This is a genomic window from Chryseobacterium sp. Leaf404 (genome assembly GCF_001424145.1).
Lineage (GTDB): Bacteria > Bacteroidota > Bacteroidia > Flavobacteriales > Weeksellaceae > Chryseobacterium.
The window spans coordinates 499,489-522,008 of the sequence record NZ_LMQM01000012.1 but is presented as its reverse complement, the minus strand read 5'-3'; the positions used below and the strand labels follow the sequence as shown (position 1 = coordinate 522,008).

The 22,520-nt window shown below is 36.3% G+C and carries 23 protein-coding genes and 7 tRNA genes; 27 read left to right on the top strand and 3 right to left on the bottom strand.

Features of this window, described 5'->3' with window-relative positions; all coding sequences use genetic code 11:
• Positions 1-557 precede the first annotated feature (557 nt).
• The 18 genes from ASG31_RS14005 (at position 558) to ASG31_RS13925 (ending at position 12,012) form a co-directional block, all read left to right on the top strand.
• Positions 558-628: transfer RNA gene (locus ASG31_RS14005), tRNA-His, on the top strand.
• A 119-nt stretch (positions 629-747) separates the two neighbouring features.
• Positions 748-821: transfer RNA gene (locus ASG31_RS14000), tRNA-Lys, on the top strand.
• 201 nt (positions 822-1,022) lie between these two features.
• Positions 1,023-1,097, top strand: a tRNA-Glu gene (locus ASG31_RS13995).
• Positions 1,098-1,169 (top strand) — tRNA-OTHER (locus ASG31_RS13990).
• Positions 1,170-1,353: 184 nt separating this feature from the next.
• Positions 1,354-1,435: transfer RNA gene (locus ASG31_RS18600), tRNA-Cys, on the top strand.
• Positions 1,436-1,543: 108 nt separating this feature from the next.
• Positions 1,544-1,616, top strand: a tRNA-Gln gene (locus ASG31_RS13985).
• A gap of 70 nt (positions 1,617-1,686) precedes the next feature.
• Positions 1,687-1,760, top strand: a tRNA-Leu gene (locus ASG31_RS13980).
• A gap of 71 nt (positions 1,761-1,831) precedes the next feature.
• A complete protein-coding gene (locus ASG31_RS13975; protein WP_056033819.1) occupies positions 1,832-2,317 on the top strand; it encodes a ribonuclease H-like YkuK family protein in 486 nt (161 codons plus the stop codon).
• 207 nt (positions 2,318-2,524) lie between these two features.
• On the top strand, positions 2,525-3,088 hold the full coding sequence (locus tag ASG31_RS13970; protein WP_056034051.1) for a metallophosphoesterase family protein: 564 nt from the start codon (positions 2,525-2,527) through the stop codon (positions 3,086-3,088).
• Between the two features lie 239 nt (positions 3,089-3,327).
• Complete coding sequence (locus ASG31_RS13965; protein WP_056033816.1) at positions 3,328-4,863, top strand: SulP family inorganic anion transporter; 1,536 nt, start codon at positions 3,328-3,330, stop codon at positions 4,861-4,863.
• Positions 4,864-5,148: 285 nt separating this feature from the next.
• Complete coding sequence (locus ASG31_RS13960; RefSeq protein WP_056033813.1) at positions 5,149-5,829, top strand: HAD family hydrolase; 681 nt, start codon at positions 5,149-5,151, stop codon at positions 5,827-5,829.
• A complete protein-coding gene (locus ASG31_RS13955; protein WP_056033811.1) occupies positions 5,826-6,650 on the top strand; it encodes a phosphoribosyltransferase family protein in 825 nt (274 codons plus the stop codon). The genes ASG31_RS13960 and ASG31_RS13955 overlap by 4 nt, the downstream gene beginning before the upstream one ends.
• Complete coding sequence (locus tag ASG31_RS13950; protein WP_056033807.1) at positions 6,640-7,194, top strand: TerD family protein; 555 nt, start codon at positions 6,640-6,642, stop codon at positions 7,192-7,194. Before ASG31_RS13955 ends, ASG31_RS13950 begins: the two co-directional genes overlap by 11 nt.
• Before the next feature lie 6 nt (positions 7,195-7,200).
• Complete coding sequence (locus tag ASG31_RS13945; protein ID WP_082504568.1) at positions 7,201-8,358, top strand: toxic anion resistance protein; 1,158 nt, start codon at positions 7,201-7,203, stop codon at positions 8,356-8,358.
• A 39-nt stretch (positions 8,359-8,397) separates the two neighbouring features.
• The gene (locus ASG31_RS13940; protein ID WP_056033804.1) at positions 8,398-9,318 is read left to right on the top strand and encodes a hypothetical protein; all 921 of its coding nucleotides are present in this window, start codon (positions 8,398-8,400) and stop codon (positions 9,316-9,318) included.
• 91 nt (positions 9,319-9,409) lie between these two features.
• A complete protein-coding gene (locus tag ASG31_RS13935) occupies positions 9,410-10,021 on the top strand; it encodes a TerD family protein (RefSeq protein WP_056033802.1) in 612 nt (203 codons plus the stop codon).
• A 170-nt stretch (positions 10,022-10,191) separates the two neighbouring features.
• Entirely contained in the window at positions 10,192-11,232 is a 1,041-nt protein-coding gene (locus ASG31_RS13930) for a TerC/Alx family metal homeostasis membrane protein (RefSeq protein WP_056033798.1), read from the top strand.
• Positions 11,233-11,289: 57 nt separating this feature from the next.
• Positions 11,290-12,012, top strand: a complete 723-nt coding sequence (locus ASG31_RS13925) for a hypothetical protein (RefSeq protein WP_056033795.1) — start codon at positions 11,290-11,292, stop codon at positions 12,010-12,012.
• Between the two features lie 184 nt (positions 12,013-12,196).
• Here the strand turns inward: ASG31_RS13925 and ASG31_RS13920 are convergent, their stop codons facing one another.
• Positions 12,197-13,198, bottom strand: a complete 1,002-nt coding sequence (locus ASG31_RS13920; RefSeq protein WP_056033792.1) for a catalase — start codon at positions 13,196-13,198, stop codon at positions 12,197-12,199.
• Between the two features lie 208 nt (positions 13,199-13,406).
• Between ASG31_RS13920 and ASG31_RS13915 the strand changes: the two genes are divergently transcribed.
• The 3 genes from ASG31_RS13915 (at position 13,407) to ASG31_RS13905 (ending at position 15,164) form a co-directional block, all read left to right on the top strand.
• Positions 13,407-13,907, top strand: a complete 501-nt coding sequence (locus ASG31_RS13915; protein WP_410493210.1) for an FKBP-type peptidyl-prolyl cis-trans isomerase — start codon at positions 13,407-13,409, stop codon at positions 13,905-13,907.
• A gap of 94 nt (positions 13,908-14,001) precedes the next feature.
• Positions 14,002-14,412, top strand: a complete 411-nt coding sequence (locus tag ASG31_RS13910; protein ID WP_056033789.1) for an Rrf2 family transcriptional regulator — start codon at positions 14,002-14,004, stop codon at positions 14,410-14,412.
• A gap of 98 nt (positions 14,413-14,510) precedes the next feature.
• Complete coding sequence (locus ASG31_RS13905) at positions 14,511-15,164, top strand: NAD(P)-dependent oxidoreductase (protein ID WP_056033786.1); 654 nt, start codon at positions 14,511-14,513, stop codon at positions 15,162-15,164.
• Between the two features lie 140 nt (positions 15,165-15,304).
• Here ASG31_RS13905 and ASG31_RS13900 read toward each other — a convergent pair whose 3' ends face one another.
• Complete coding sequence (locus ASG31_RS13900) at positions 15,305-16,324, bottom strand: M23 family metallopeptidase (protein WP_056033782.1); 1,020 nt, start codon at positions 16,322-16,324, stop codon at positions 15,305-15,307.
• 219 nt (positions 16,325-16,543) lie between these two features.
• Between ASG31_RS13900 and ASG31_RS13895 the strand changes: the two genes are divergently transcribed.
• The 6 genes from ASG31_RS13895 (at position 16,544) to ASG31_RS13870 (ending at position 21,821) form a co-directional block, all read left to right on the top strand.
• Entirely contained in the window at positions 16,544-17,581 is a 1,038-nt protein-coding gene (locus ASG31_RS13895; RefSeq protein ID WP_056033779.1) for an NAD(P)H-dependent glycerol-3-phosphate dehydrogenase, read from the top strand.
• Positions 17,582-17,857: 276 nt separating this feature from the next.
• Positions 17,858-19,360: a malate dehydrogenase (quinone) gene (mqo, locus tag ASG31_RS13890; protein ID WP_056033775.1), complete on the top strand. Its 1,503-nt coding sequence runs from the start codon at positions 17,858-17,860 to the stop codon at positions 19,358-19,360.
• 85 nt (positions 19,361-19,445) lie between these two features.
• On the top strand, positions 19,446-19,838 hold the full coding sequence (locus ASG31_RS13885) for a hypothetical protein (protein ID WP_056033771.1): 393 nt from the start codon (positions 19,446-19,448) through the stop codon (positions 19,836-19,838).
• The gene (locus tag ASG31_RS13880; protein WP_056033770.1) at positions 19,838-20,455 is read left to right on the top strand and encodes a DUF1684 domain-containing protein; all 618 of its coding nucleotides are present in this window, start codon (positions 19,838-19,840) and stop codon (positions 20,453-20,455) included. Before ASG31_RS13885 ends, ASG31_RS13880 begins: the two co-directional genes overlap by 1 nt.
• Before the next feature lie 3 nt (positions 20,456-20,458).
• Positions 20,459-20,944, top strand: a complete 486-nt coding sequence (locus ASG31_RS13875) for a GNAT family N-acetyltransferase (RefSeq protein WP_056033767.1) — start codon at positions 20,459-20,461, stop codon at positions 20,942-20,944.
• A gap of 67 nt (positions 20,945-21,011) precedes the next feature.
• Positions 21,012-21,821 carry a glucose 1-dehydrogenase gene (locus tag ASG31_RS13870; RefSeq protein WP_056033764.1) on the top strand — a complete coding sequence of 270 codons (810 nt, stop codon included), beginning with the start codon at positions 21,012-21,014 and terminating at the stop codon, positions 21,819-21,821.
• Between the two features lie 7 nt (positions 21,822-21,828).
• Here the strand turns inward: ASG31_RS13870 and recO are convergent, their stop codons facing one another.
• On the bottom strand, positions 21,829-22,518 hold the full coding sequence (gene recO / locus ASG31_RS13865; RefSeq protein ID WP_056033760.1) for a DNA repair protein RecO: 690 nt from the start codon (positions 22,516-22,518) through the stop codon (positions 21,829-21,831).
• Positions 22,519-22,520: the final 2 nt, after the last annotated feature.

Genomic DNA, 22,520 nt, shown 5'->3' with positions numbered 1-22,520 from the left:
ATTTAATCAAAATACTGCAAAAACGCCTCAATATTCGGGGCGTTTTTTGTGTTTTTAGGGAATAAATTATTTAGAATGAAAAAAAATAAACAGAAAATTGAAAATTTTTTAATGCAAAATGAACATTTAATACGATAAATAAGAGTGATTAATAAACCGATGAGAGACAGTCATTTAGGTAATTTTGGTATCTGCAAACCACTGCGGACAGGAATTCCTTATTCTAAAATTTAGATATATTTAATTGATTTTCAAATAGTTAATAAAAAAAATAAATTTGTGAGTTAAAAAAATTCATATTTACTTTGCAACCGAAAATTAAAACCAATGCGTTTTTAATAATCAAAAAAACATTTTTAAAACAGAACAAAATGAAACATTTACAAAACATACCCAATCAATATTCAACTCTTAAGGGGCTGGAGCCGAAAGGAATTCTTATGCTTTGTCATGATCATGAATTAGTGGAGAAAAGGTGCTTATATACATGGGTTAGCTAATGAACTGACACATTAAAAAAGATACAGCACCTCCCGAAAAGAGGTGCTTTTTTTATGGTTTCTTTAGCTTATTTGGTAAAGCGTCGGTTTGTGGCACCGGAAAACAGGGTTCGATCCCCGAAGAAACCCAAAAGGTGAGTGGAAAAATGGTCAATTGTGAAATGTGAATTTTGCTTCGCAAATGAATTTTTAAAAATTTGATAAGCGTAGCTAATTGACGATTTACAATTCACAGTTCAGCAAAAATAATCTCATAGCTCAATTGGTTAGAGCACCAGTCTTTTAAACTGGGGGTTGAAAGTTCGATTCTTTCTGGGGTTACAAAGATTCACTGAAAAAATTTTGGCTCCGACTGTCTCTCGGAAAAAAAAATTTGAAGTGAATCTGAAAACTGGAAAGATAACGGTGGTTGTTTACCCGCCATGGACGCGGAAGATCATAGGTTCGAAATGCGAAGCATTCGTGAATACCTTTAAAAACAATAAATAAGAGTAATGAACAACCCTGTTTTCCAGACAATTTGCTCCATTAGCATAGAGGTTAGTGCATTCGGCTTTCTACCGAACGACAAGGGTTCGATTCCCTTATGGAGTACCAAATTTCGTAGCTCAATTGGTAGAGTATCGGTATTTACACCGAAGGTTGAAGGTTCGAATCCTTTCGAAATTACAAATTAATTCATGTTAATTGTTTCAAAGAGAGAAAGAAAAGGTTTGTCAAGAGCAGGAGTTCTTTATAAAAAACACAAATTACAATAGACAAACCTTAAAGATGAGTAATGAGTAATTAACAATAAGTAATATTTCAAGTGAGAAAATGGCTCATTACCAATCACTTATTACTCATCAAATATGATGGTTCGCCGAAGTGGGAGAGTCGGGGCGGTCTGCAACACCGTTGTGAAAACTGAGTGGGTTCAATTCCCATAGCCATCTCAAATAACTAAATGAGATTAGTTCCGAAGAAAAATTAAAAGTTTGTCGAGCGCAGAAGTTCTTATATCAAACAAAAAAAATAATGACAGGCTTAGTTTTTCTTCACATTGATTCATAGTGTAATTGGTCAGCACACAAGACTTTGACTCTTGTTGTTCAGGTTCAAGTCCTGATGAATCAACAAATTTATTATGGACAATAATTTATTTGGAAAAATTACACATTACCAATTACTTATTGCTCATCAAATCGCGGGGATGGCGGAACTGGCAGACGCACTTGATTTAGGCTCAAGAAATTGAGGGTTCGACTCCTTCTCTCCGTACGATTATGTGGAAACACATTATTTCAATTTAACAAAACAAAACAAAAACAAATTCAAAAAATGTAGAAAAAATGGAAACGCAACAACAAACATGGCAAAACATGACCGGAAAGATTTTCCGAAACTCTATCACAACTTTGGTAGAAGAAGCCATCATCCGCGAACAGGCCAACGGACACCGACTGAAAGTTTGTGTGGGTTCAGATTCTCATGTGTATGGTGATGAGATCAGTTATGCAACCGCAGTTGTCTTTATCCGTGAGGGAAAAGGAGCGTTTACATTTATCAGAAAACAAAGAGAAATTCAAACAATCAGCATTAAAGAACGAATGCTGAACGAGGTTAACAAATCTGTAGAAATCGCTTATGCAATCTGCTCTATTTTGGAAATGTACGGTGTGGAAATGGAAGTTCATGCAGATATTAATACCAATCCGGAATTCAAATCCAATGTCGCTTTGAAAGATGCAATGGGATATATTTTGGGAATGGGATATGTGTTTAAAGCTAAACCTTACGCATTCGCAAGTTCAAATTGTGCGGATATGATGGTGTGACGAAGTGGGAAGATGGGAGAGGAGATCGGGAAGTTTTGAACAATGTTAAGTTCCGGATTTTATCCAAACACCAACGTGAAAAGTATCATCAAAGCTTTGAATATTTACTTTTCTTAATTGAAATGAATTTAATAATTAACAAGCAGGAAGATTGCTGAAGCATGTTTTAACTATGTGAAAAAACATTCAGCACCCAACATTGAAAAAATGAAAACAAATATATTTTTTACGGCAGACCATCATTTCGGTCATGCCAATATTATAAAATTTTCCGAAAGGCCTTTTGAGTCTTTGGAACAGATGAATGAAGAACTCATCAAACGGTGGAATGAGAAAATCGGTGAAGATGATACCGTCTACCATTTGGGTGATGTCAGTTTGGGCAAACCCGATTTTACAAAAGAAATTCTGGATCAGCTCAACGGCAAATTCCATCTGATAAAAGGCAATCACGAAGGTTCAACCCTGACTTATCCGAAAAGGTTTGAATCAATAAAGGACTATCACGAATTGCGGATTGATGAACCGGAAAACAGCAACGGCAAACAGAAGATTATTCTTTTGCATTACGCAATGCGTACCTGGAACGGCTCACACCGAGGAACCTGGCAACTCTACGGTCATTCACACGGAACTTTGCCGGATGATGAAATGAGTTTAAGCCTCGATGTGGGTGTTGACTGCCACAATTTTTACCCGATTTCCTACGAAGAAGTGAAGGAACTGATGAAGAAAAAGAAATGGACGCCCCTGTTTGCGCCGAGAAATTAGTGAAACGGAAATCTGAAGCTGGAAGCTGGAAGAAGAAGCAATTGCAGAAACTTCCGGCATCCATCTCTCACTTGAAAAATACAAACAGAAGAATTGAGCTTTTAAGACTACAGACTTTTTTGGTCTTTCGCAGATAAAGAGATTTCAAAAGCAATGCAGATTTATTTGTAAGTGCTTATCTTTGCTTCCGGTCATTAGATTTTAATTATCAGACCGTTTTATATTTCTGATTTCTACACATGAGAACGACACTCCAACTCTTCGACTTTTCAAAAAAAATAAATTACAAAAACGAAATTCTCGCAGGGCTTACTGTTGCAATGACCATGATTCCGGAATCAATTTCTTTTGCCATTCTGGCCGGGTTGTCTCCTTTAACGGGCTTGTACGCTGCTTTTATGATGGGCTTGGTAACAGCGGTTTTAGGTGGCCGTCCCGGGATGGTTTCCGGTGGAGCGGGAGCTACGATTGTAGTTTTAATTGCTTTAATAAAATCTCACGGCATCGATTATCTTTTTGCAACTGTATTTCTGGCGGGTGTTTTACAGCTTTCAGTAGGTCTTTTTAAACTTGGGAAATTTGTAAGGTTAATTCCGCAGCCCGTCATGTTTGGATTTTTGAATGGCCTGGCGGTTATTATTTTTATGGCTCAGGTAGAGCAGTTTAAAATTTTGAATGCAGACGGAACTGTACGTTGGCTGCAGGGTTCGGCTTTATATAGCATGGCGGGTTTGACGGCTTTAACGGTTGCTGTTGTGTATTTTTTTCCAAAAATCACGAAAGCATTGCCGGCATCTTTAGTGGCAATTTTAATTATTTCGGGTTTTGTTTCCGTTTTCGGAATTCACACCAAAACAGTTGCCGATATTGCAAAAATCAGCGGCAGTTTACCCGTTTTTCATATTCCTGAAATACCATTTTCATTAGAGACTCTGAAGATTATTTTTCCGTATGCTGCGATTATGGCAGGGGTGGGTTTGATAGAATCTCTCCTCACTTTGTCTATGGTTGACGAAATTACCAATTCTAAAGGAAGCGCCAATAAAGAATCTGTTGCCCAGGGAATAGCCAATATTACCAACGGTTTTTTTGGCGGAATGGGAGGTTGTGCCATGGTTGCGCAGACTTTGGTTAACCTCAATGCCGGTTCAAGAGCAAGACTTTCAGGTATCATTGCGGCGTTTACAATTTTACTGATCATTTTGGTTGGAGCTCCATTTATCGAAAAAATCCCGATGGCTGCGCTGGTTGGCGTGATGATGATGGTGGCAGTTTCCACATTTCAGTGGGTTTCCATCAGGATTGTTAATAAAATGCCGAAGTCTGATATTTTTGTAGGAATTACCGTGGCTTTAATTACTGTACTTCTTCATAATCTTGCGTTGGCAGTACTGGTGGGAGTCATTATTTCTGCTTTGGTTTTTGCCTGGGATAATGCCAAAAGAATCCGTGCAAAGAAGTATATAGACCAAAATGGAGTGAAAGTTTATGAGATTTCCGGACCTTTGTTTTTTGGCTCTGTAACTGCATTTACCGAAAAATTTGATCCCGAAAATGATCCTGATAAGGTGATTGTAAATTTCAGAGACAGCAGAATTGTAGACATGAGTGCCATTGATGCCGTAGACAAATTATCAAAAAAATATGCCGGACTCAACAAAGAGCTCCGCCTCAAATACCTTAGCGAAGACTGTATCAGAATTCTTAAAAACGCGGAAGCTGTAATCGATGTGAATTTCGACGACCCTACATACAAGGTGATGCCGGAGAAGTAAACAGTGTTATCGCGGAAAAATAAGCATGTAATAATTCTTTTTAAAAAATCGAAATCAGTTATGATCTGTGTGAAAATTAATCACAATCTTCATTTTAAAATTTTTCTGTAAACTGGTAAAAATTCTAATTTAATTCTTAAAAATTCTTAAAAAAATTCAATATTAAATGAAAAATTTTATCTTTGAATAGAATTGATTTTAAAACACAGACTATGGCAGAAAATTTTAAATTTTCACAATAGATCTTTTTCAATAGAAGCTAAAAAAAATTTAACTTAAATCATCTTGAAAACAGATATTGACATTCTGAACCATGATCATTTTTCCTTTGATCTGTGGCTTACCCTGATTAAATCTCACCCCGAATTTAAAGCTAAAAGAGTTGAATTGTTTGCTTCTTTTTTTGAAGTGGATAGACCCTTTGATGAGGTTGCGAAAACTGTGAAATATTACGATGATCTTTGCAATACCATCAATGAAGTGACTGGCGGAAATGTGGATACTTTTGAAATATACCTGCTGATTTTAAATTCGCTGAATGTTGATGTAAAACAACTGAATAAAGATATCTTCAACGAATTTTATCAGAAAAGCGAAGATTTGTTTTTAAAATACAAACCCGTTGTGATTTTCGAAAATATTCATCAGTTTTTTGATGAAATTAAAAATCAGGGAAAAACGATTAATATTCTGAGCAACACAGGTTTCATCAAAGGAAAAACAATGAGAAAGTTTTTGATTGAAGAAAACCTTGATCGGTACATCGATTTCCATATTTACTCTGATGAACTGAAAATTTCCAAACCAAATCCACTCGTTTTTCAGGAGGTGAAAAATTTAATTGGAAATAAAGATTTACAGATGAAGAAAATCCTCCACATTGGCGACAATCCGGTTGCGGATTACAAGGGTGCAAAAGATTTCGGATTCAGTGCCCATTTACTAAAACCACAAATACAAATATGAACAAACGATACAGTTTACACAAAATAAATTCTGCTGAAGAATTTACTTTTTCGCCCGCAGAATACAGTTATTTCAAGTACGGAGATAAATCTTATGCAGAGAAATTTGCAAAAGAACTTTTTGAAGGATTTTTGGCTGATCATCAGGAGATATTAGATACAGACAAAGATATTGTAGTGCTGCCAAGTCCGTACATGGCCATTCCAACGGCTTCCAATTTTCTGTGTTTTTACTTTAAAAAACATCTTGATTTTTATCTTTTCCAAAAAGGAAAAAAATCCAGTATTATCTCAAAAATCAATAGAAACCACACCTATACTACAGATTACGGAAATCTTAGCTTTGAAGACCGTAAAAATCTGATCGCCAACGATACGTATTATCTTGATAAAGATTTTTTAAGAGGTAAACTCTGTATATTTATTGATGATATCAAAATTACGGGAAGCCATGAGTACACCGTAAACAAAATTCTCCGTCAGTATGCAGTGGAAGCAGATTTTCTCTTCATGTATTATGCAGAACTGATGAATTTTGATATCGATCCGAAGATTGAAAACTATTTTAATTATTACGCAGTGAAAAACGTTTACGACGTGGTTGAGGTAATTTCTAAAGAGAGTTTCAGCTACAATACCAGAATTGTTAAGTATATTTTGGGCTTAGATTCAGGTAATTTTGATTATCTTACGTCTAAAATTAAAAAACAGCATCTGGATGATCTGATTGAGCTTGCAATTAGCAACAATTATCATTTATTAAAAGAATTTAAAAATAATATAAACACTTTAACACAAACAGAAATCTACTATGGCAATTAACTTACAGAAAGGACAGAGAGAAAACATCAGCGCACCAAAATTTACCATCGGTTTGGGATGGGATACCAATAATACTTCCACAGGAGGGTCTTTTGATTTGGATGCTTCATTGTTTTTACTGAATGACAGCAAAAAACTGGTTTCAGACAACCATTTTATTTTTTATAACAACCTGGAATCTCCGGATAAATCTGTGATTCACTCGGGTGATAACCTTACAGGCGATGGTGAGGGTGATGACGAGCAGATTAAAATTGATTTAACTAAAATTGATGATGCCATTAAGGAAATTACTGTTGTAGTGACGATTCATGAGGCAGATTCTAGAAGACAGAATTTCGGGCAGGTGAGAAACTCCTTTATCAGGATTTTTAACACAGATACCAATGAAGAGATTCTGAAATATGAATTAGACGAAGATTTCTCAATCGAAACTGCCGTAGAATTCGGAAGAATCTATAACAGAAATGGAGAATGGAAATTCGAAGCCGTAGGAAGTGGCCAGAGAGACGGTCTTGAGAAATTTGTATCAATGTATCAATAATCAATTATGGATAACAATAATATCGATCCGCTGGGGTCAATTGAACCGCTGAAAACATTTGATCCTGCGCCGCTTCAGACAGCACAGCCAACGCAAAGTTCGGCACCTGCTGTTTTGGTAGACAGAGACGGAAACGTCAATCTAAATCAGATTCAGGAAGCTGACCGCCAGAAGTATGAGCTGATGGCGAATGCGATTGATGAGTCAAACCCCGGTTCAATCGTGAATTTTGGGTCAGATCTTCAGAAAACTTTAGCGAATCAGAGTGACAGTTTCTTAGGAAATGTACGAAGATCAAATTCTGGCGAGGTAGGGGAGCTGATCAATAATTTATTGATTGAATTAAATTACGTTGATGTTGATGAAATCAATAACGGTGGCGTTAAAGGTTTTCTGAGCAGACTTCCTTTTATGAAAAAAATGATGACGCAGGTTGACAATCTTTTTGCGAAATATGATAAAATCACAAGCAATATCGACCAGATTTCTCATAAAGTGCATGCAGGAATCATCACTTCTACCAAAGATAATGCAGTTTTGCAGACTATTTTTGACAGCAATGTGAATTCAATAAAAGCAATTGAAGACCTGGTGATCGCCGGAAATTTAAGAATGGAAAAAGCAGCTCGTGAATTAGCAGATATGGAAAATAACATCCAGAATTTTGCCGATTATCAAATTGCTGATAAAAGAGATTTCATCAACAGATTAGACAGAAGACTGGCAGATTTAAAAGTGGTGCGTTTGATTATGATGCAGTCTCTTCCACAAATCAGACTTGTGCAGAATAACAACGTGTCTATTGCTGAAAAAGCGCAGACAATTTTAACGACGACGTTACCTGTTTGGAAAAACCAGCTTTCGTTGGCAGTTGCGATGCACAGACAGCAGCAAAATATTGAGGTTCAGCAGAGAGTTTCACAGACTACGGAAGATATTCTAAGAAAAAATGCCGAACGCCTTGGTCAGAATTCTATTAATGTGGCAAAAGCAAACGAGCAGACGATTGTTTCTGCTGAAACATTAAAAGAAACTACTGCCATGCTTATCAATACCTTAAATGAGGTGAAACAGATTCAAAAACAGGGAACGGAAAGCAGAAGAAAACTTGATCAGGATTTACAGACTTTAGAATCAGAATTAAAAGCGAATATCAGAGGGTAAAAAACAGTGCAAAGCGTGAATGAGGAGGTTGCAAACATTATGTCTCAGAGTAAAAGAAGATTAACAAGGCTTAAACTTCTGTCTAATTTTTTTGAAAATGTGGATATGATTGCAATCTACATCAAAACCGACATTATTCATCATCTCTTTGATAACAACAAGACGCTGGATTATCATAAACTGGAACTTTTTCATCTTCAGTACACTGACAGTCTGATAGAACTTTTAACCAAGATCAAAAAGAAAAAGGAAAACGATTTGCTGGCTGTGATTAACGAAATCAACATCAACAAACGGTATATTTCAAAATTTGAAGAAAAGAAAACCGACAGTTTTGATACCGACAGGAAGATCTACAGTGGTGTTTTTTCTGAATATCTCAGGAATCTCTATCAGGAATTGATTGATGAAAAAAGTACGCTCAACTGGAATAAGGTTTTATACTTTCATAGAAAATATGGGGCCGAATTTTACAGAACCCAAGCCGATGAAGACAAGCTGAAACCTCAGTCTGCACCATTTTATCAATATCAGGATTACTGTATTGAAAGAAAGCTTTTAGGGAAACTGAATATTCAGAATTTTAAGGTTCGTTTTGTCTGCGGATATAAACTGGAAAGAAATGAATATGAGCTGTTCAGGATTTTTCAGAGTGATGAATATTTCATTTTTAATGTAGACGAAAAAAAACTGTATCTCATTGATGATGAATTAACTGCGATTGATATTTCTGAGAATGTTTCCAATCAGAGTTCCATCATCAGTCAGCTTAAGGATAAAAATGATGAACTGACCGAAACGATGGAAGTGAGAAAAAAAACTATTCCTGAAGATGTACAGTCTGTCCTCAAAGACTACCTGAAAAACCTCGAAAGCATCGATATTATGAGCAAAATCTTCGATGTGAACGAAGAAACCAATATCCTTCGGGCAATGTTGAATTTGAATTTAAATAATTAGAGTAAAAAATAACAAGTAAAAAATTTACAATAATTGTCGAATTGAAATTGACAATTCACTGTTTAAAATATAACTAAAACAAACAAATATAATGGCAATTAACTTACAAAAAGGTCAGAGAATAAACCTTACAAAAGAAAACGGAACAACGCTTTCACAGGCATGTGTGGGCATCAACTGGGGCGCAATCGAGAAGAAAAGTTTTTTTGGTGGCGTTTCAAAAGAAGCAGTGGACTTAGATGGAAGCTGTATTTTATACGATACTAACAAAAATGCTACAGAAGTAATTTATTTTGGAAATTTAAAATCGAAAAACGGTTCTGTAAAACACAGCGGAGACGATTTAACAGGCGATGTAAATGGTGATGACGGTTTGGATAATGAGGTGATCACTGTTGACTTTGCCAACTTAGATTCGAATGTTGATCACGTAGCTTTGGTTTTAAACAGCTACAAAGGTCAGGATTTCGGAACGATTCCTTTTGCGTCAATCCGTATCTATGAAGGAACTCCAACGAATGTAAGAGAAGTTTTTGCGAAATATGACATCGCAAATGACAAGTCTTTCAACGGTCACGTTGCCATGGTGATGGGCGTTTTTTACAGAAGAAACAACGAATGGAAATTCAATGCCATCGGAGACCCTACCAGCGATAAAAAACTGGAGCAGACGATTGAAACGGTAAAACAGAAATACCTGTAAAATAATTCAATAGAAACGGGCTTTAACCCGTTTTGAAATTTTGATAAAATCATATCGGCTTTAGCCAAAACTATGAATTAGTTTGATTTTTCCTAAACATAATAGATTCTAATTAAGCAATAGCTGTATCTTTACGGCTATTGCTTTTATGATATAAAACTTAGTATATAGTGGAACAACACAATATTTTAGATCTTCACCCAGGCCTGGTGTGGGGATTTGCGGTAACAGTCGTTATCATGCTGCTCCTGGATTTGGGAGTTTTCAACAAAAAAAGTCATGAAGTTTCTTCTAAAGAAGCTACAATTTGGTCAGTTGTCTGGATCTCACTTTCGATGATTTTTTCCGGCGTTGTGTATTGGGTTTTCAATACCGATGGAAGTCCGGAGAGTCATTCAGTGGCAGTAGAGAAATTTACTCAGTATCAGGCTGCTTACTGGATTGAGAAAGCACTGTCCGTGGATAATTTATTTGTATTTATCCTCGTTTTTGGATTTTTTAAAGTACCAAAATTCCTTCATCACAAAGTTTTGTTCTGGGGAATCATTGGAGCTTTGATTTTCAGAGCCATCTTTATTTTTGCAGGAGTCGAGTTGATTGACTTAACCTACCTTCCTGAAATGAATATTTTCGGTCATGCAGTGAGAATCAACGTTGTAATGACGCTTTTCGGATTGTTCCTAATCTATGCAGGAATTAAATCCTGGGGCGATGGCGATGGAGATGATGATGAAGACTACAGCAATACAGCAGGAGCAAAATTAATTAAGAAATTCTGGAAAGTTTCTGATAACTATGATGGCGACAAGTTCTTCACCATACAAAATGGAGTTAAAATGGCAACCCCGCTTTTGGTTGTGGTGGCTGTAATTGAATTTACCGATGTATTATTTGCAGTGGATTCTATTCCGGCGATTTTTGCAATTTCAAATGACCCGTTTATCCTTTATACATCTAATATTTTTGCGATTTTAGGATTAAGATCACTGTACTTTTTACTTGCGAATTTCATTCACATGTTCAGCAAACTTCCTTACGGTTTGGCAATTATTTTAGCCTTCATCGGGGTAAAAATGCTGATTGCACCTTGGTATCACATCTCATCACCGGTTTCTTTAGGAATTGTAGGTGGAGTGTTGGTGATTTCGGTGCTACTGTCCATTATTTTTCCCGATAAGAAAGATGATGAAATTGAAAAATCAGAAAATTAATATGAAAAGGCTTTACAATTTGTAGGGCCTTTTTTATTTTTCTTAAAATTAAATGTTATGAAAAATTACATCATCCTGATATTGTTTCTTGCCGGAATTACTCCGGTTTTTGCCTGTAAATGTGTGAGTAAAAGTCTTGCACAGAGCTATCTGGATGCTGATGTTGTTGCGTTAGTTATGGTAGAAAATACTTATGGAGACAGAGATTCCAATGTTCAGCAAGGCGGGACACTTTACACAGCAGACATAAAATTTGAAAAAATCTACAAAGGCACAGGGTTTAAGGTATTGAATGTATTTGGAGCAAGTAACTTTATAAATTCAGGGTCTTGTGGGATATTAATAAGAAAAGGAGAAAAGTATTTAATTTTGCTTTCTAAAAATAGGAATGGTGAATATTATGCGTCGTCATGTAGCGCAATGCCTCAAATTTCGGATTATAAGGTTATTAAAGAATATGAAAGTATTTTTAATGTTATTGAGAAAAATAAGTCAAAAATATATTTTGGTAAGTTTGCTGAGTATGAAGATCTTTCTAATAAATATGATATTCAAAAAAAGAAGGCAATAAGCGATTTTACTAAACTTGATAAGACATTAAATGGTAAATTGGGAATTTATAAAGTTCAAATCAGGGGAGAAGGTGAAATTTATGCTATACAGGCAGTACAAAAGATAGGCATCAAAGAGAAAAAGATTCAGGAACTAATGAAAAAGAATTTTAGAGTTTATGAAGGGTTCAGTACTCAAGGTGAATACTTCATCTTATTAAAGCTTTGAATCTGTATGACCGCACTGTAAATTTCTGAAAAATCAGAAAACTAATAAAAAAAGGCTTTACAATTTGTACAGCCTTTTTTTATGTATTCAAACCTTGAAGGTTTCTATGAAAATTTTTCAAAAAAAAGTAGTTTATTTTCATCTTCTTCCATCTTCTATCATCTTCTATCATCCATCACCTAACTCACTTATATTTCAAAAGCTTATTAATTTTCTTCCTTGTCTGCAGCGAAGCTTTATACGCCTCGTCTCTTAATTTTTGAATTTTTCCTACAGGTTGAAAGATTTCCGCACTTTCAAAAGGATTAAACGACAGAAGTTCATGCTCACAATTATTGGGACTTAAAACTGAATTCTTTTCAAATACAATTTGTCCCAAAAGAATATCCTGCGTGTTTTTCCAGTGTACATTAAGTTTGTTGATGGGCTGATTGGTGAGGTCATAGCAAACCTGCATCATAACATCCGCAGTATAACCTGAATCTTTAAAATACGTTCTGATTTTCTTTCTAACCGTTCCTTTTTTAGGATATTTTACAGGAACATTTACAGGAATAATTTTAATTTTCACCATTCGGTCATCCATTCTGAAAGCACCTACAGAATAAAATTCCTGAGAAAGGATAAAGTTGTTTTTCCTCTTTAAAAATTTCATAATTTCATATAGAAAATCGCGGGTAAATGCAGAAGGAAGAATCTTATAGCAGCTTTTAAGCAGAGGAAAAAATGTTCTTATTTTTTTTAAATAAAAACGGTTAATATTGGTGAAAAGCTGGAGAAAGTTTATAGCACAATTCACCGGAAATAGCGGGAAATTCACCAAAGGATAATTGGCAATCGTGCGTCCGGCGTCGTCTTTTATTTTAAATGCAAATCCGTAAGCAGGAAACTGCTTTTGTTTTTTACTGATTTTTAAATTGGCATTAGAAATCCGCGCAACAATATCATATTCATCTTTATCGAAAATATATTTTACACATTCGCTGAGCTCAGGATTTATTTTTAAAACGCCCTGAAGTACAGAATGAGTTTTAGCGTGTGCATTTCTCGTGGCAAAATTAACGTCACTTATTTCGGGGGAGCCCTCCACAAAATCTTCGATGCTTTTTTTGGCTTCATCCAGAAGTTTTTTTTCTTCAAAAGAAAGTTTGTCGAAATTTTTATTGTATTTAAGGTAGTGTAACATAATTTGAAAAGTCAAGTATATGACCAAGTTTTTAATTCTAAGTTACGAGAGTATTAAACGTTTTTTAATGTTTGGTATGCTGTAAACAGAAGCGTTGAGAAGTAGTTTTTTTAAAAAAATATTCTGACCTAAAAATTTCCTCTCACAAAATAAGAAGAGTTTAAAAATCCTAAAATCTAAAGATCTAATCCATTAACCCCACAAACTCATTAAATCACTCAAACCCTCAACCACCCACTTCCCGCCAATTCCCTATCTTTGCAAAAAAATAATTATGGGAGTAGCAGATATGTTATTTAAAAGAAGAAAAGAGCAGGCAGAAAAAAACCTGAAAGACGGCCAGGAATATATGGCTGAATACGGGAAAAGAGAAAGCATCGTAGAATTGCCAAGCGGTTTAATGTATGAAATTATCACAGAAGGTGACGGTGAAAAACCAGGCCCGAGATCTACTGTAAAATGTCATTATCACGGTACAACTATTACAGGAAAGGTATTCGACAGCTCTGTTAAAAGAGGAACTCCTGCATCATTCCCGTTAAATAAAGTAATAAAAGGCTGGACAGAAGCTCTGCAATTAATGCCTGTGGGAAGCAAATGGAGATTGATTTTGCCTCCGCATTTGGCTTACGGCGAGCAGGAAATCAGCAAAGAAATCGGTCCTAATTCTACATTGATTTTTGAAGTGGAACTTTTGGATATCAAATAATAAGCAAAAGCAGTCTCAGGATTGCTTTTATTTTCAATTTTAATTGTAATAAAAACTATTACATTAAAAATTTTCCTATCTTTGCAGTATAATTATGAGCAATACAAGATTTGCAACAGCGATACACATCATGACTCTTCTGGCAAAATGCCCCGAAGAATGGCTTACGTCTGACTGGATTGCAGGAAGCATCAACATCAATCCCGTGATTGTTCGTAAGGAATTGGGAGTCCTTAGAGATTCAAATCTTGTGGTCAGCAGACAGGGTAAGATAGGAGGAAGCCAGATTGCTACAGATCCCTCAAAAATTAAAATTTCAGATATTTACACAGCCATAAAAAACGCTGAAGTATTGGGCAGAAAAAATCAGAATCCCAATCCTGTTTGCCCCATCGGAAAATGTATTAATGAAAATTTAAAGAATTTATTTGTGGAAACAGATCAGCTCGTTGTTGACTTTCTGGGAAACAAAAACCTGAAAGAATTTGCTGATCAGTTTAAGTAATTTTTTTTTAAACATAAATGTAATAAAAATCATTACAATTAAAATAGAGAAAATCGAAACCGAAAGATTGATAAAATTTAATTAAAAAATAGAAAATTATGAGCAGAAAAGTAGCAGTAATTGGTGCCACAGGATTTGTGGGAGCAAAAGTAGTAAAAGAATTATCAGACAGAGGATATCAGGTGGAAGCCCTGGCAAGGGATGTCTCCAAAGTTCCGGCTTTGGAAAATGTATCAGCGAAAAATGTTGATATCAACAATACGGAAGAACTTTCTGAAGCTTTGAAAGGAAACGATGCAGTAATCAACACATTCAATCCAGGCTGGACGAATCCTAATTTGTACGATGATTTTCTGAATGGTTCTATTAAAATAGAAAAAGCGGTAGAAAATTCTGGCGTGAAAAGATTTATTACCGTGGGCGGCGCAGGAAGTTTATACATAGACGGAAACCAACTGGTAGACAGTCCGGATTTCCCTGCAGACATCAAACCCGGAGCAACTGCAGCAAGAGATTATCTTGATGTGATTAAGAAAAATACGGTGCTCGACTGGACCTTTTTCAGCCCTGCAATTGAAATGCATCCGGGAACCGCTGGTGTAAGAGTCGGAGAATACAGAACAGGTTTAGAAAATCCGGTTTTTAATGAAGAGGGAAGAAGTGTGCTTTCTGTAGAAGACGTTGCCGTGGTTTTGGTGGATGAGCTTGAGCAGAATAATCATATCCGTGAAAGATTTACCGCTGCTTACTAACTGTTAAAAGCCTAAAATAAAATTTCGGATCAGCATTTTGCTGACCCGAAATTTTTGTTTTATAAAATAAATTCAAGACCCAAAGGGAAGATTTAACCAGGCATCAGGTAAAAACCGATAAAAATTGAATATATTAAATTTTAAAAATTCATAAAAAGTTTAGGGTTCACAGGCGTATTGTTTTTGTGCACTTCATAATGCAGATGCGGTCCCGTAGAACGTCCGGAATTACCGGATTTCGCAATCACCTGTCCCACCTTTACCTTGTCATTGGTTTTGGCAATCAGTTCAGACAAATGTCCGTACAAAGTTGCCAGTCCGTTACCGTGAGAAACAATCACACAGTTTCCGTAACCACCTTTTTGCCCTGAAAAAATCACGGTCCCTGCAGCGGTAGCAATCACGTTTGAGCCAAATGGAACTGCAATGTCCAGACCTTTGTGAAACTGCATCTGATCAGCTTCCGCAGGAGGGTTGTTTTTTTCAATAGGTTGGCTTTTTACTGCTGTACTCTGTGCCGCTGAACCTGAACCTGAATTCGCCACCGGAGCTGACTGAGCTTTCGGAGTCACCATTACTTTCACTTCTCTTTTATTTCCGTAGCTGTCTGTTACTTCAATAATTTTTTCCACAGGAACCGCTTTTACAGCCGGAGCCGGAGCTGCTGCTACTGTCGTCGGAACTTCAGCCTTGGGACTGCTTACAGAAGCCATCACTTTTTTGAAAGGTATAGGATTTTTTCTGATGCCAAAATTGGATGAAATATAACCTTCAGAAGGCATCCCTAAAGGCACCTGTAAAAGTTTTTCCTGCAGATTCATCAGATATTCGCTGTACCGGTTGGCCTGTTTCGAAAGATAAACTGAATTGGATATACTGTCCTGATCAAGCATTTCCAGCCTTCCGTTGTTGATGTTTTTGGCTTTCAGAAAAGAGTTGAGTTCTGTAACGGTTTTGTCTACCATCCCGAGGTCAGATTTCATTTTCAGATAGTCTATACTGTCTTTTTCGGTATTTATTTTTACCAGATTGACTTCGTATTTTTTGTCATCTTTTTGGTTGAAAAGCTTTACAATAAATAAGCTTTGGGCAAAAACGGTCAGCAAAAGAATACCAATTAAAACAGTAACTTTTTTTCTGCTGGTTAAAAAATTCTTCATTTTCTTTCTCTTAAAAGTAGTCTAAACTTTAAGCCTGCAAATTTACTTAAAATATTTTTTCTGAAACATTAGCCTTAAATAATCCTGAAGTCGTTACTAAACGTATTTTTTAATAAAAAATTGTCTGCCATATCAAATTTTAGCAAAGATTTTGATAATATGCAATTCGGGCTTTTATTATTTTAAGGTTTTAATATATTTGCAATTCACAGTATTGTTATGGCGAAGAAAAAAATGAATTCAGATTCTGCTGCAAAACAGCCTAAAACCGAGATAACAGTGGGCGTTCTCGGAAGCGGAAGTTTTGCAACTGCAATTGTAAAAATGTTGGTAGAAAACTGCAAAACCGTGCATTGGTGTGTAAGAAATGAGTTTGTGAAAGGAGCAATTGAGCTCAGAGGTCACAATCCCACTTATCTTACAGCAGTTAATTTTAATCTTAAAAACTTAAAACTCACCACAGATATCAATGAGATGGTTTCTGCCTGCGACATCGTGGTTTTGGCGACTCCTTCTATTTACCTTTCAGATTCCATGGATAAACTGAATTGTGAATACGGTGACAAGATTTTTGTTTCTGCCATCAAAGGGATTATTCCTAAAGTTAATAACGTGGTAGCGCATTATCTCAAAGATGAATTTAAAATCGGCTTCAGAAATCAGGCCGTAATCGCAGGACCGTGTCACGCCGAAGAAGTTGCCATGGAGCGTCTCTCTTATCTTACCGTAGCCACTGTGGAAGACGAAAATTCTAAGAAATTACTGGATATTTTTTCATCAGATTTTATTAAAGTAAGCGCGAGCAAAGATATTTTGGGAAATGAATACAGTGCTATTCTTAAAAATATTTTCGCTATCGGAGCTGGTATTGCAAGCGGTTTGGGCTATGGAGATAACTTCACAGCGGTTTTTGTGTCAAACGCCATCCGGGAAATGGAAACTTTCCTCGAAGCCATTTACGAAGCACCCAGAGATGTGAACGAAAGTGCCTATCTTGGAGATTTACTGGTTACAGCATATTCACTTTTCTCCAGAAACAGAAATCTTGGAAATTTAATTGGAAAAGGATATACTGTAAAATCAGCCATCCAATCGATGAACATGGTTGCTGAAGGATATTACGCCGCAGATTCCATTTACCAGACTGCCAAACAGAAAGGTCTGAAACTTCCGATTATAGAAACCATTTACGGAATTCTGTATGAAGGCAAAAACGCTGAAAAACAGTACAGAAAACTTACAGCAAAGCTTAATTAATAAATACAAAATCTCTTGAAGTCAGGAGATTTTTTTTTGAGTGGATGGGAATTATTGAAAATTTTTTCGGTTAAGATCAATTCTTTATGAAAAGTCTTTCACAGGCTCAGACTTACACTGCAAAAGCAAATCTGTATTTTTAGCGATGTCGCACAGAGCTTGTCGAAATGTTGATGTTAAAATTGAAATCGAAACCAAATTTCTGTTTGCAAAAATGAAGCAATGAGCGTCAGTTTTAAAAACTTTTCCCGAAATTCGTAGTAAATTTTAGAAATAATGCCACACACACTAATCAGCGTTACTCCAAAACCCAAATACGACGTCGTCATGATTGGCGGGGGAATTATGAGTGCAACACTCGCTACAATGCTTCATGAGCTTGATCCACAGCTGAATATTGCCATTTTTGAAAGACTTGGCAGATTTGCAAAAGAAAGTACTGCAGCCTGGAACAATGCCGGAACGGGGCACTCAGCTTTTTGCGAACTTAATTATACTCCTCAGAATGCCGATGGAAGCGTAGAAATTTCAAAGGCAGAAAATATTGCTGAACAGTTTGAAGTTTCTAAACAGTTCTGGTCTTTTCTGATCAGTAAAAATTATATAAACAGACCTCAGGATTTTATTAACTCATGTCCGCACCTGAGTCTTGTTTTTGGTGAAGATGATGCGGAATTTCTCAGAAAACGTTTCGATAATATGTCGAAATCTGTGCTGTTTGAAGGCATGGAATTTACTACAGATCACGACAAGCTCAGAGAATGGATTCCCCTTGTAATGAGCAAAAGAAATCAGTCTGAAGTTTTGGCAGCCACAAAAATGGATGCGGGAACAGACGTAAATTTCGGAACACTCACAAGAAAAATGGGACGCCATCTGATGGCCAATACCAATGTGGAAATTTTTGTTTACACCGAGGTAAAAGATATCGATCCTATCAAAAACGGTTGGAAAATGAAAGTGAAAGACCGCACGCACAACATTAAACATGATGTTACAGCAGATTTTGTATTCATCGGAGCGGGTGGTTATGCTTTACCGCTTTTGGACAGTTCAGATATAGAAGAAAGTGCCGGTTACGGTGGTTTTCCGGTTTCAGGGCAGTGGTTAGTAACTCATAATCCACAGCTGGTAGTGCAACATGAAGCTAAAGTCTACACTCAGGCACCAGTAGGAGCTCCACCGATGTCGGTTCCGCATCTGGATTTAAGGATTATCGATGGTAAAAAGGCTTTGCTTTTTGGTCCGTTTGCAGGTTTCTCAACTAAATTCTTAAAAGAAGGAAGTTATCTCGATCTTCCGGAGAGTGTGAATACCAAAAATATCAGATCTCTTTTTGGTGCATGGTGGCATAACCTGCCGTTGACGAAGTATCTTATTCAGCAGGTGGCGATGAACAAAGCACAAAGAATTCAGCATTTGAGGGAGTTTGTGAAGGATGCCAAAGAAGAAGACTGGGAACTGAAAGTGGCCGGGCAGAGAGTGCAAATCATCAAAAAAGATGATAAAGCAGGTGGAAAACTGGAATTTGGAACCGAAGTAGTGACCAACAAAAGCGGAACAATTGCTTCTTTACTGGGCGCATCTCCCGGTGCATCAACGGCGGTGAGTGCCATGATCGATGTTCTGGAAAAATGTTTCCCCGAAAAAATGAACGGAGAGTGGAAAGACAAACTGAAAGACATCATCCCGTCTTACGGAACAAAACTTTCTGAAAATCCGGAAATGACAGTAATGCTGCGTGCCCACAGCAAAGAAAAACTACAACTCAAACATTAGAGTATGGGTAATGAGTAATGTGCAATCAGTAATTTGCGCTGCCTATTTCATTACCCATTACTCATTACTTATTACTCATATAAATATGGAAGTCATTGTAAAACCAATAATTGCAACAGAATTGCTTGAATCTCTGAAAACTAAAATAGAGGAAGAGAAACAGGTGATTGTGCATTGTTGTTTTCTTGCCTCGCCGTCTTTAGGAAATCTGATCCGGATTTGGAGTACCACTTATCTCATCGATAATCATTCTGATCACAGGAGCAAACTTATTCATGCAGAAAATATTTCGCTCTTTCCGTATTGGACGCCGGTGCCGTTTATGAAAGATTTTTGGTTTACCTTAATTTTTTCCGGACTTCCGAAAGACTGCAAAAGCTTTGATTTTCAGGAGGTCATTCCCGAGGAGGGCGGATTTTTTGTAAATTCGATTAAAAGAAATTCCTCAGATGTTTACAGAATTAAAATTTCAGAATAATGATGAAACAGATAATTTTATGCATTTCAATTTTTCTAATTCCGTTCTTTGGTTTTTCGCAGAAAAAGGAGATTAAAGAAATAAATAAATTTCAGAAAGAACTTAACGAAGGCTATTTAAATCCAGAAGAAACACCTTTGAGAGATGATAATTTTAAAAATTTTAAAGCTCACCCTTTCTTTCCCATCAATCTGAAATACCGTATCACAGCTAAGTTTGAGAAAAACGAAAATCCAGAACCGTTTGATTTGCCGACTTCATCAGGGAAATCCAAACAATATCAGGAATTCGGAAAGGCTTATTTTAATTTAGACGGAAAAGATTTTATTCTGAATATTTACCAAAGTCTTGATTTAATGAAACTGGAAGAGTACAAAGATCATCTTTTCCTGCCATTCGGCGATCTTACCAATAATAAAGAAACCTACGGTGGCGGAAAATATGTTGACCTCAAGATTCCAAAAGGAGATACAATTGAGATCGATTTTAATCAGTCTTATCATCCATACTGTGCTTACAATGCTTACGATTACAATTGCCCGATTGTGCCTCAGGAAAACAGACTTTCAATAGAAATTAAAGCGGGCGTGATGTATGAAGATATTTATCATCATTAAATTATGGTAAGTTTAAATTTTTATCAAACCAAAGATTTAGCTGATCTTGATTTTCAATTAGACGAAATTCAGTCCCATTATTCTGCGCTTCCGAAACTGGCTCTGGAAAGAATTGAAGAACGGAATCAAAATGATGATTTTTTCGCTTATCCCGTTACGGTTTTTGATAATGAGAAAATTGCAGGCTTCTTTGTTCTGGATTTTGGTGATGATAAATTTGAATTTACAACACAATCAAATTCAGTTTTACTGAGATCATTGGCTATCAATCCCAAATTTCAGGGTAAAGGAATAGGAACTTCTGTAATGATTGCGATGGATGATTTTGTGAAAGAACATTTTCATGACTGTAAAGAAATTGTTTTGTCAGTCAACGAAAGAAACACTTCTGCATTAGAAATTTACCTGAAAACCCTATATCATTTAACCGGAAAGATCAAAGAGGGAAGAAGCGGACCACAATTGGTGATGGCAAAAATTTTAGATTAAATTAAAGTGGGGTTTTCCAGTTTGGCGTGATACTTTCAATTGGTTTTGAACATTACAAAAATATTCTATGCAAATCTCTCTTAAAAATCAAATTGCCATTGTTACAGGTGCTTCAAGCGGTATTGGAACCGGAATTGCAAAATCTCTGGCTGCTGCAGGAGCTACAGTTATTGTTAATCATTCATCAGAACATTCAAAAGACGAAGCTGAAGAAATTTTAAAGGAAATTAAAAATGCCGGAGGTGACGGAATGGTCTTTCAGTGCGATGTTTCCAAAGAAGATGAGGTGAAAACCATGTTTTCAAAAACAATTTCTGAATATGGAACAGTAGATATTTTAATCAATAATGCAGGGCTTCAGAAAGATGCAGAATTTACCGAAATGACCGTTGAAGACTGGGATAAAGTAATGAATGTCAACCTGAAGGGTCAGTTTCTTTGCGCCCGTGAAGCCATAAAAGAGTTTCTGAGACGAGGAATTGATTTGTCTAAATCTGTTGCCTGCGGAAAAATAATTCATATCAGTTCGGTACACGAAGTCATCCCATGGGCTGGACATGTGAATTATGCTGCCAGTAAGGGCGGTGTAAAGCTTTTGATGCAGTCTTTGGCTCAGGAATACGGGGCGAAAAAAATCAGGATTAATTCGATCTGTCCGGGAGCGATTCAGACGCCGATTAATGAAGAGGCCTGGGGAACTGAGGAAGCAATGAATGATTTATTAAAACTGATTCCGTACGACAGAATTGGTCAGCCAGAAGATGTGGGAAATTTGGCCGTATTTTTGGCTAGCGATTTTGCAGATTACATCACAGGAGCCAGTATTTTCGTCGATGGTGGAATGACAGTTTTGGAAAGTTTTTCTAAAGGAGGATAAATTTAAATCATTCATAAATCTGCTGAATGATTTCCAGTGAATTCGGAAGTCTGAAATCTGTAAAATGATAGTGGTAATACACCAAAATACTGTCTAATAACTTTTTTCTGTCAGCAGTTTTTATTTTAATCTCATAAGGATTTTCTGCGGTTGAAATCTGTTTCCAAAATGCAGAAATTTCCTTTGTAAAAAGATGATGGGTTCCGTTTAGATTAAAGTTTCCTGTTTCAGGATCCAGATATTCCAGATTGCTGTTAAGTGGAGCAATTCCCTGTATTTTCAGTAAAAGAATCAATAAAATTAAATGAGCTCTGTAATTCCCCGCGTCCAGATTTGCGTTAAATTCTTCGATCGCTGAAAAAATATTCGGGTTTGAATTTTCATGTTTTAAAATCTGATTCAGAAAATCTGATATAAAAAAAACAATGGTGTTGGCCTTCACGTCTGTATAAAAATCATACGACTTTTCAAGCTCAAATTTCAGCACAGAATTGATTTCAATGCCGGGTTTAGATTTTCTGCAGTTGAAGCTGAGGATGCTGAGCGGCAATAAGAAAGCCTTTTTCTTATTTTTCTGTGTGAAAACAGACTTTAGAAAAAAGCTCTGAAAGCCTTCTTCTAAAGTAAAACAATGCAGAATTGCATCACTGTCTCCGTATTTTAAAAATGAGAGTACAAAACCCGTCTGTGAATTCATGA

Bases quoted from the DNA above. Each gene is read 5' to 3' on its own strand.
- ASG31_RS13975 (WP_056033819.1), top strand. From the start codon at position 1,832: ATGGAAACGCAACAACAAACATGGCAAAACATGACCGGAAAGATTTTC.
- ASG31_RS13970 (WP_056034051.1), top strand. From the start codon at position 2,525: ATGAAAACAAATATATTTTTTACGGCAGACCATCATTTCGGTCATGCC.
- ASG31_RS13965 (WP_056033816.1), top strand. From the start codon at position 3,328: ATGAGAACGACACTCCAACTCTTCGACTTTTCAAAAAAAATAAATTAC.
- ASG31_RS13955 (WP_056033811.1), top strand. From the start codon at position 5,826: ATGAACAAACGATACAGTTTACACAAAATAAATTCTGCTGAAGAATTT.
- ASG31_RS13950 (WP_056033807.1), top strand. From the start codon at position 6,640: ATGGCAATTAACTTACAGAAAGGACAGAGAGAAAACATCAGCGCACCA.
- ASG31_RS13945 (WP_082504568.1), top strand. From the start codon at position 7,201: ATGGATAACAATAATATCGATCCGCTGGGGTCAATTGAACCGCTGAAA.
- ASG31_RS13940 (WP_056033804.1), top strand. From the start codon at position 8,398: ATGTCTCAGAGTAAAAGAAGATTAACAAGGCTTAAACTTCTGTCTAAT.
- ASG31_RS13935 (WP_056033802.1), top strand. From the start codon at position 9,410: ATGGCAATTAACTTACAAAAAGGTCAGAGAATAAACCTTACAAAAGAA.
- ASG31_RS13925 (WP_056033795.1), top strand. From the start codon at position 11,290: ATGAAAAATTACATCATCCTGATATTGTTTCTTGCCGGAATTACTCCG.
- ASG31_RS13920 (WP_056033792.1), bottom strand. From the start codon at position 13,198: ATGTTACACTACCTTAAATACAATAAAAATTTCGACAAACTTTCTTTT.
- ASG31_RS13910 (WP_056033789.1), top strand. From the start codon at position 14,002: ATGAGCAATACAAGATTTGCAACAGCGATACACATCATGACTCTTCTG.
- ASG31_RS13905 (WP_056033786.1), top strand. From the start codon at position 14,511: ATGAGCAGAAAAGTAGCAGTAATTGGTGCCACAGGATTTGTGGGAGCA.
- ASG31_RS13900 (WP_056033782.1), bottom strand. From the start codon at position 16,324: ATGAAGAATTTTTTAACCAGCAGAAAAAAAGTTACTGTTTTAATTGGT.
- ASG31_RS13895 (WP_056033779.1), top strand. From the start codon at position 16,544: ATGGCGAAGAAAAAAATGAATTCAGATTCTGCTGCAAAACAGCCTAAA.
- mqo (WP_056033775.1), top strand. From the start codon at position 17,858: ATGCCACACACACTAATCAGCGTTACTCCAAAACCCAAATACGACGTC.
- ASG31_RS13885 (WP_056033771.1), top strand. From the start codon at position 19,446: ATGGAAGTCATTGTAAAACCAATAATTGCAACAGAATTGCTTGAATCT.
- ASG31_RS13880 (WP_056033770.1), top strand. From the start codon at position 19,838: ATGATGAAACAGATAATTTTATGCATTTCAATTTTTCTAATTCCGTTC.
- ASG31_RS13875 (WP_056033767.1), top strand. From the start codon at position 20,459: ATGGTAAGTTTAAATTTTTATCAAACCAAAGATTTAGCTGATCTTGAT.
- ASG31_RS13870 (WP_056033764.1), top strand. From the start codon at position 21,012: ATGCAAATCTCTCTTAAAAATCAAATTGCCATTGTTACAGGTGCTTCA.
- recO (WP_056033760.1), bottom strand. From the start codon at position 22,518: ATGAATTCACAGACGGGTTTTGTACTCTCATTTTTAAAATACGGAGAC.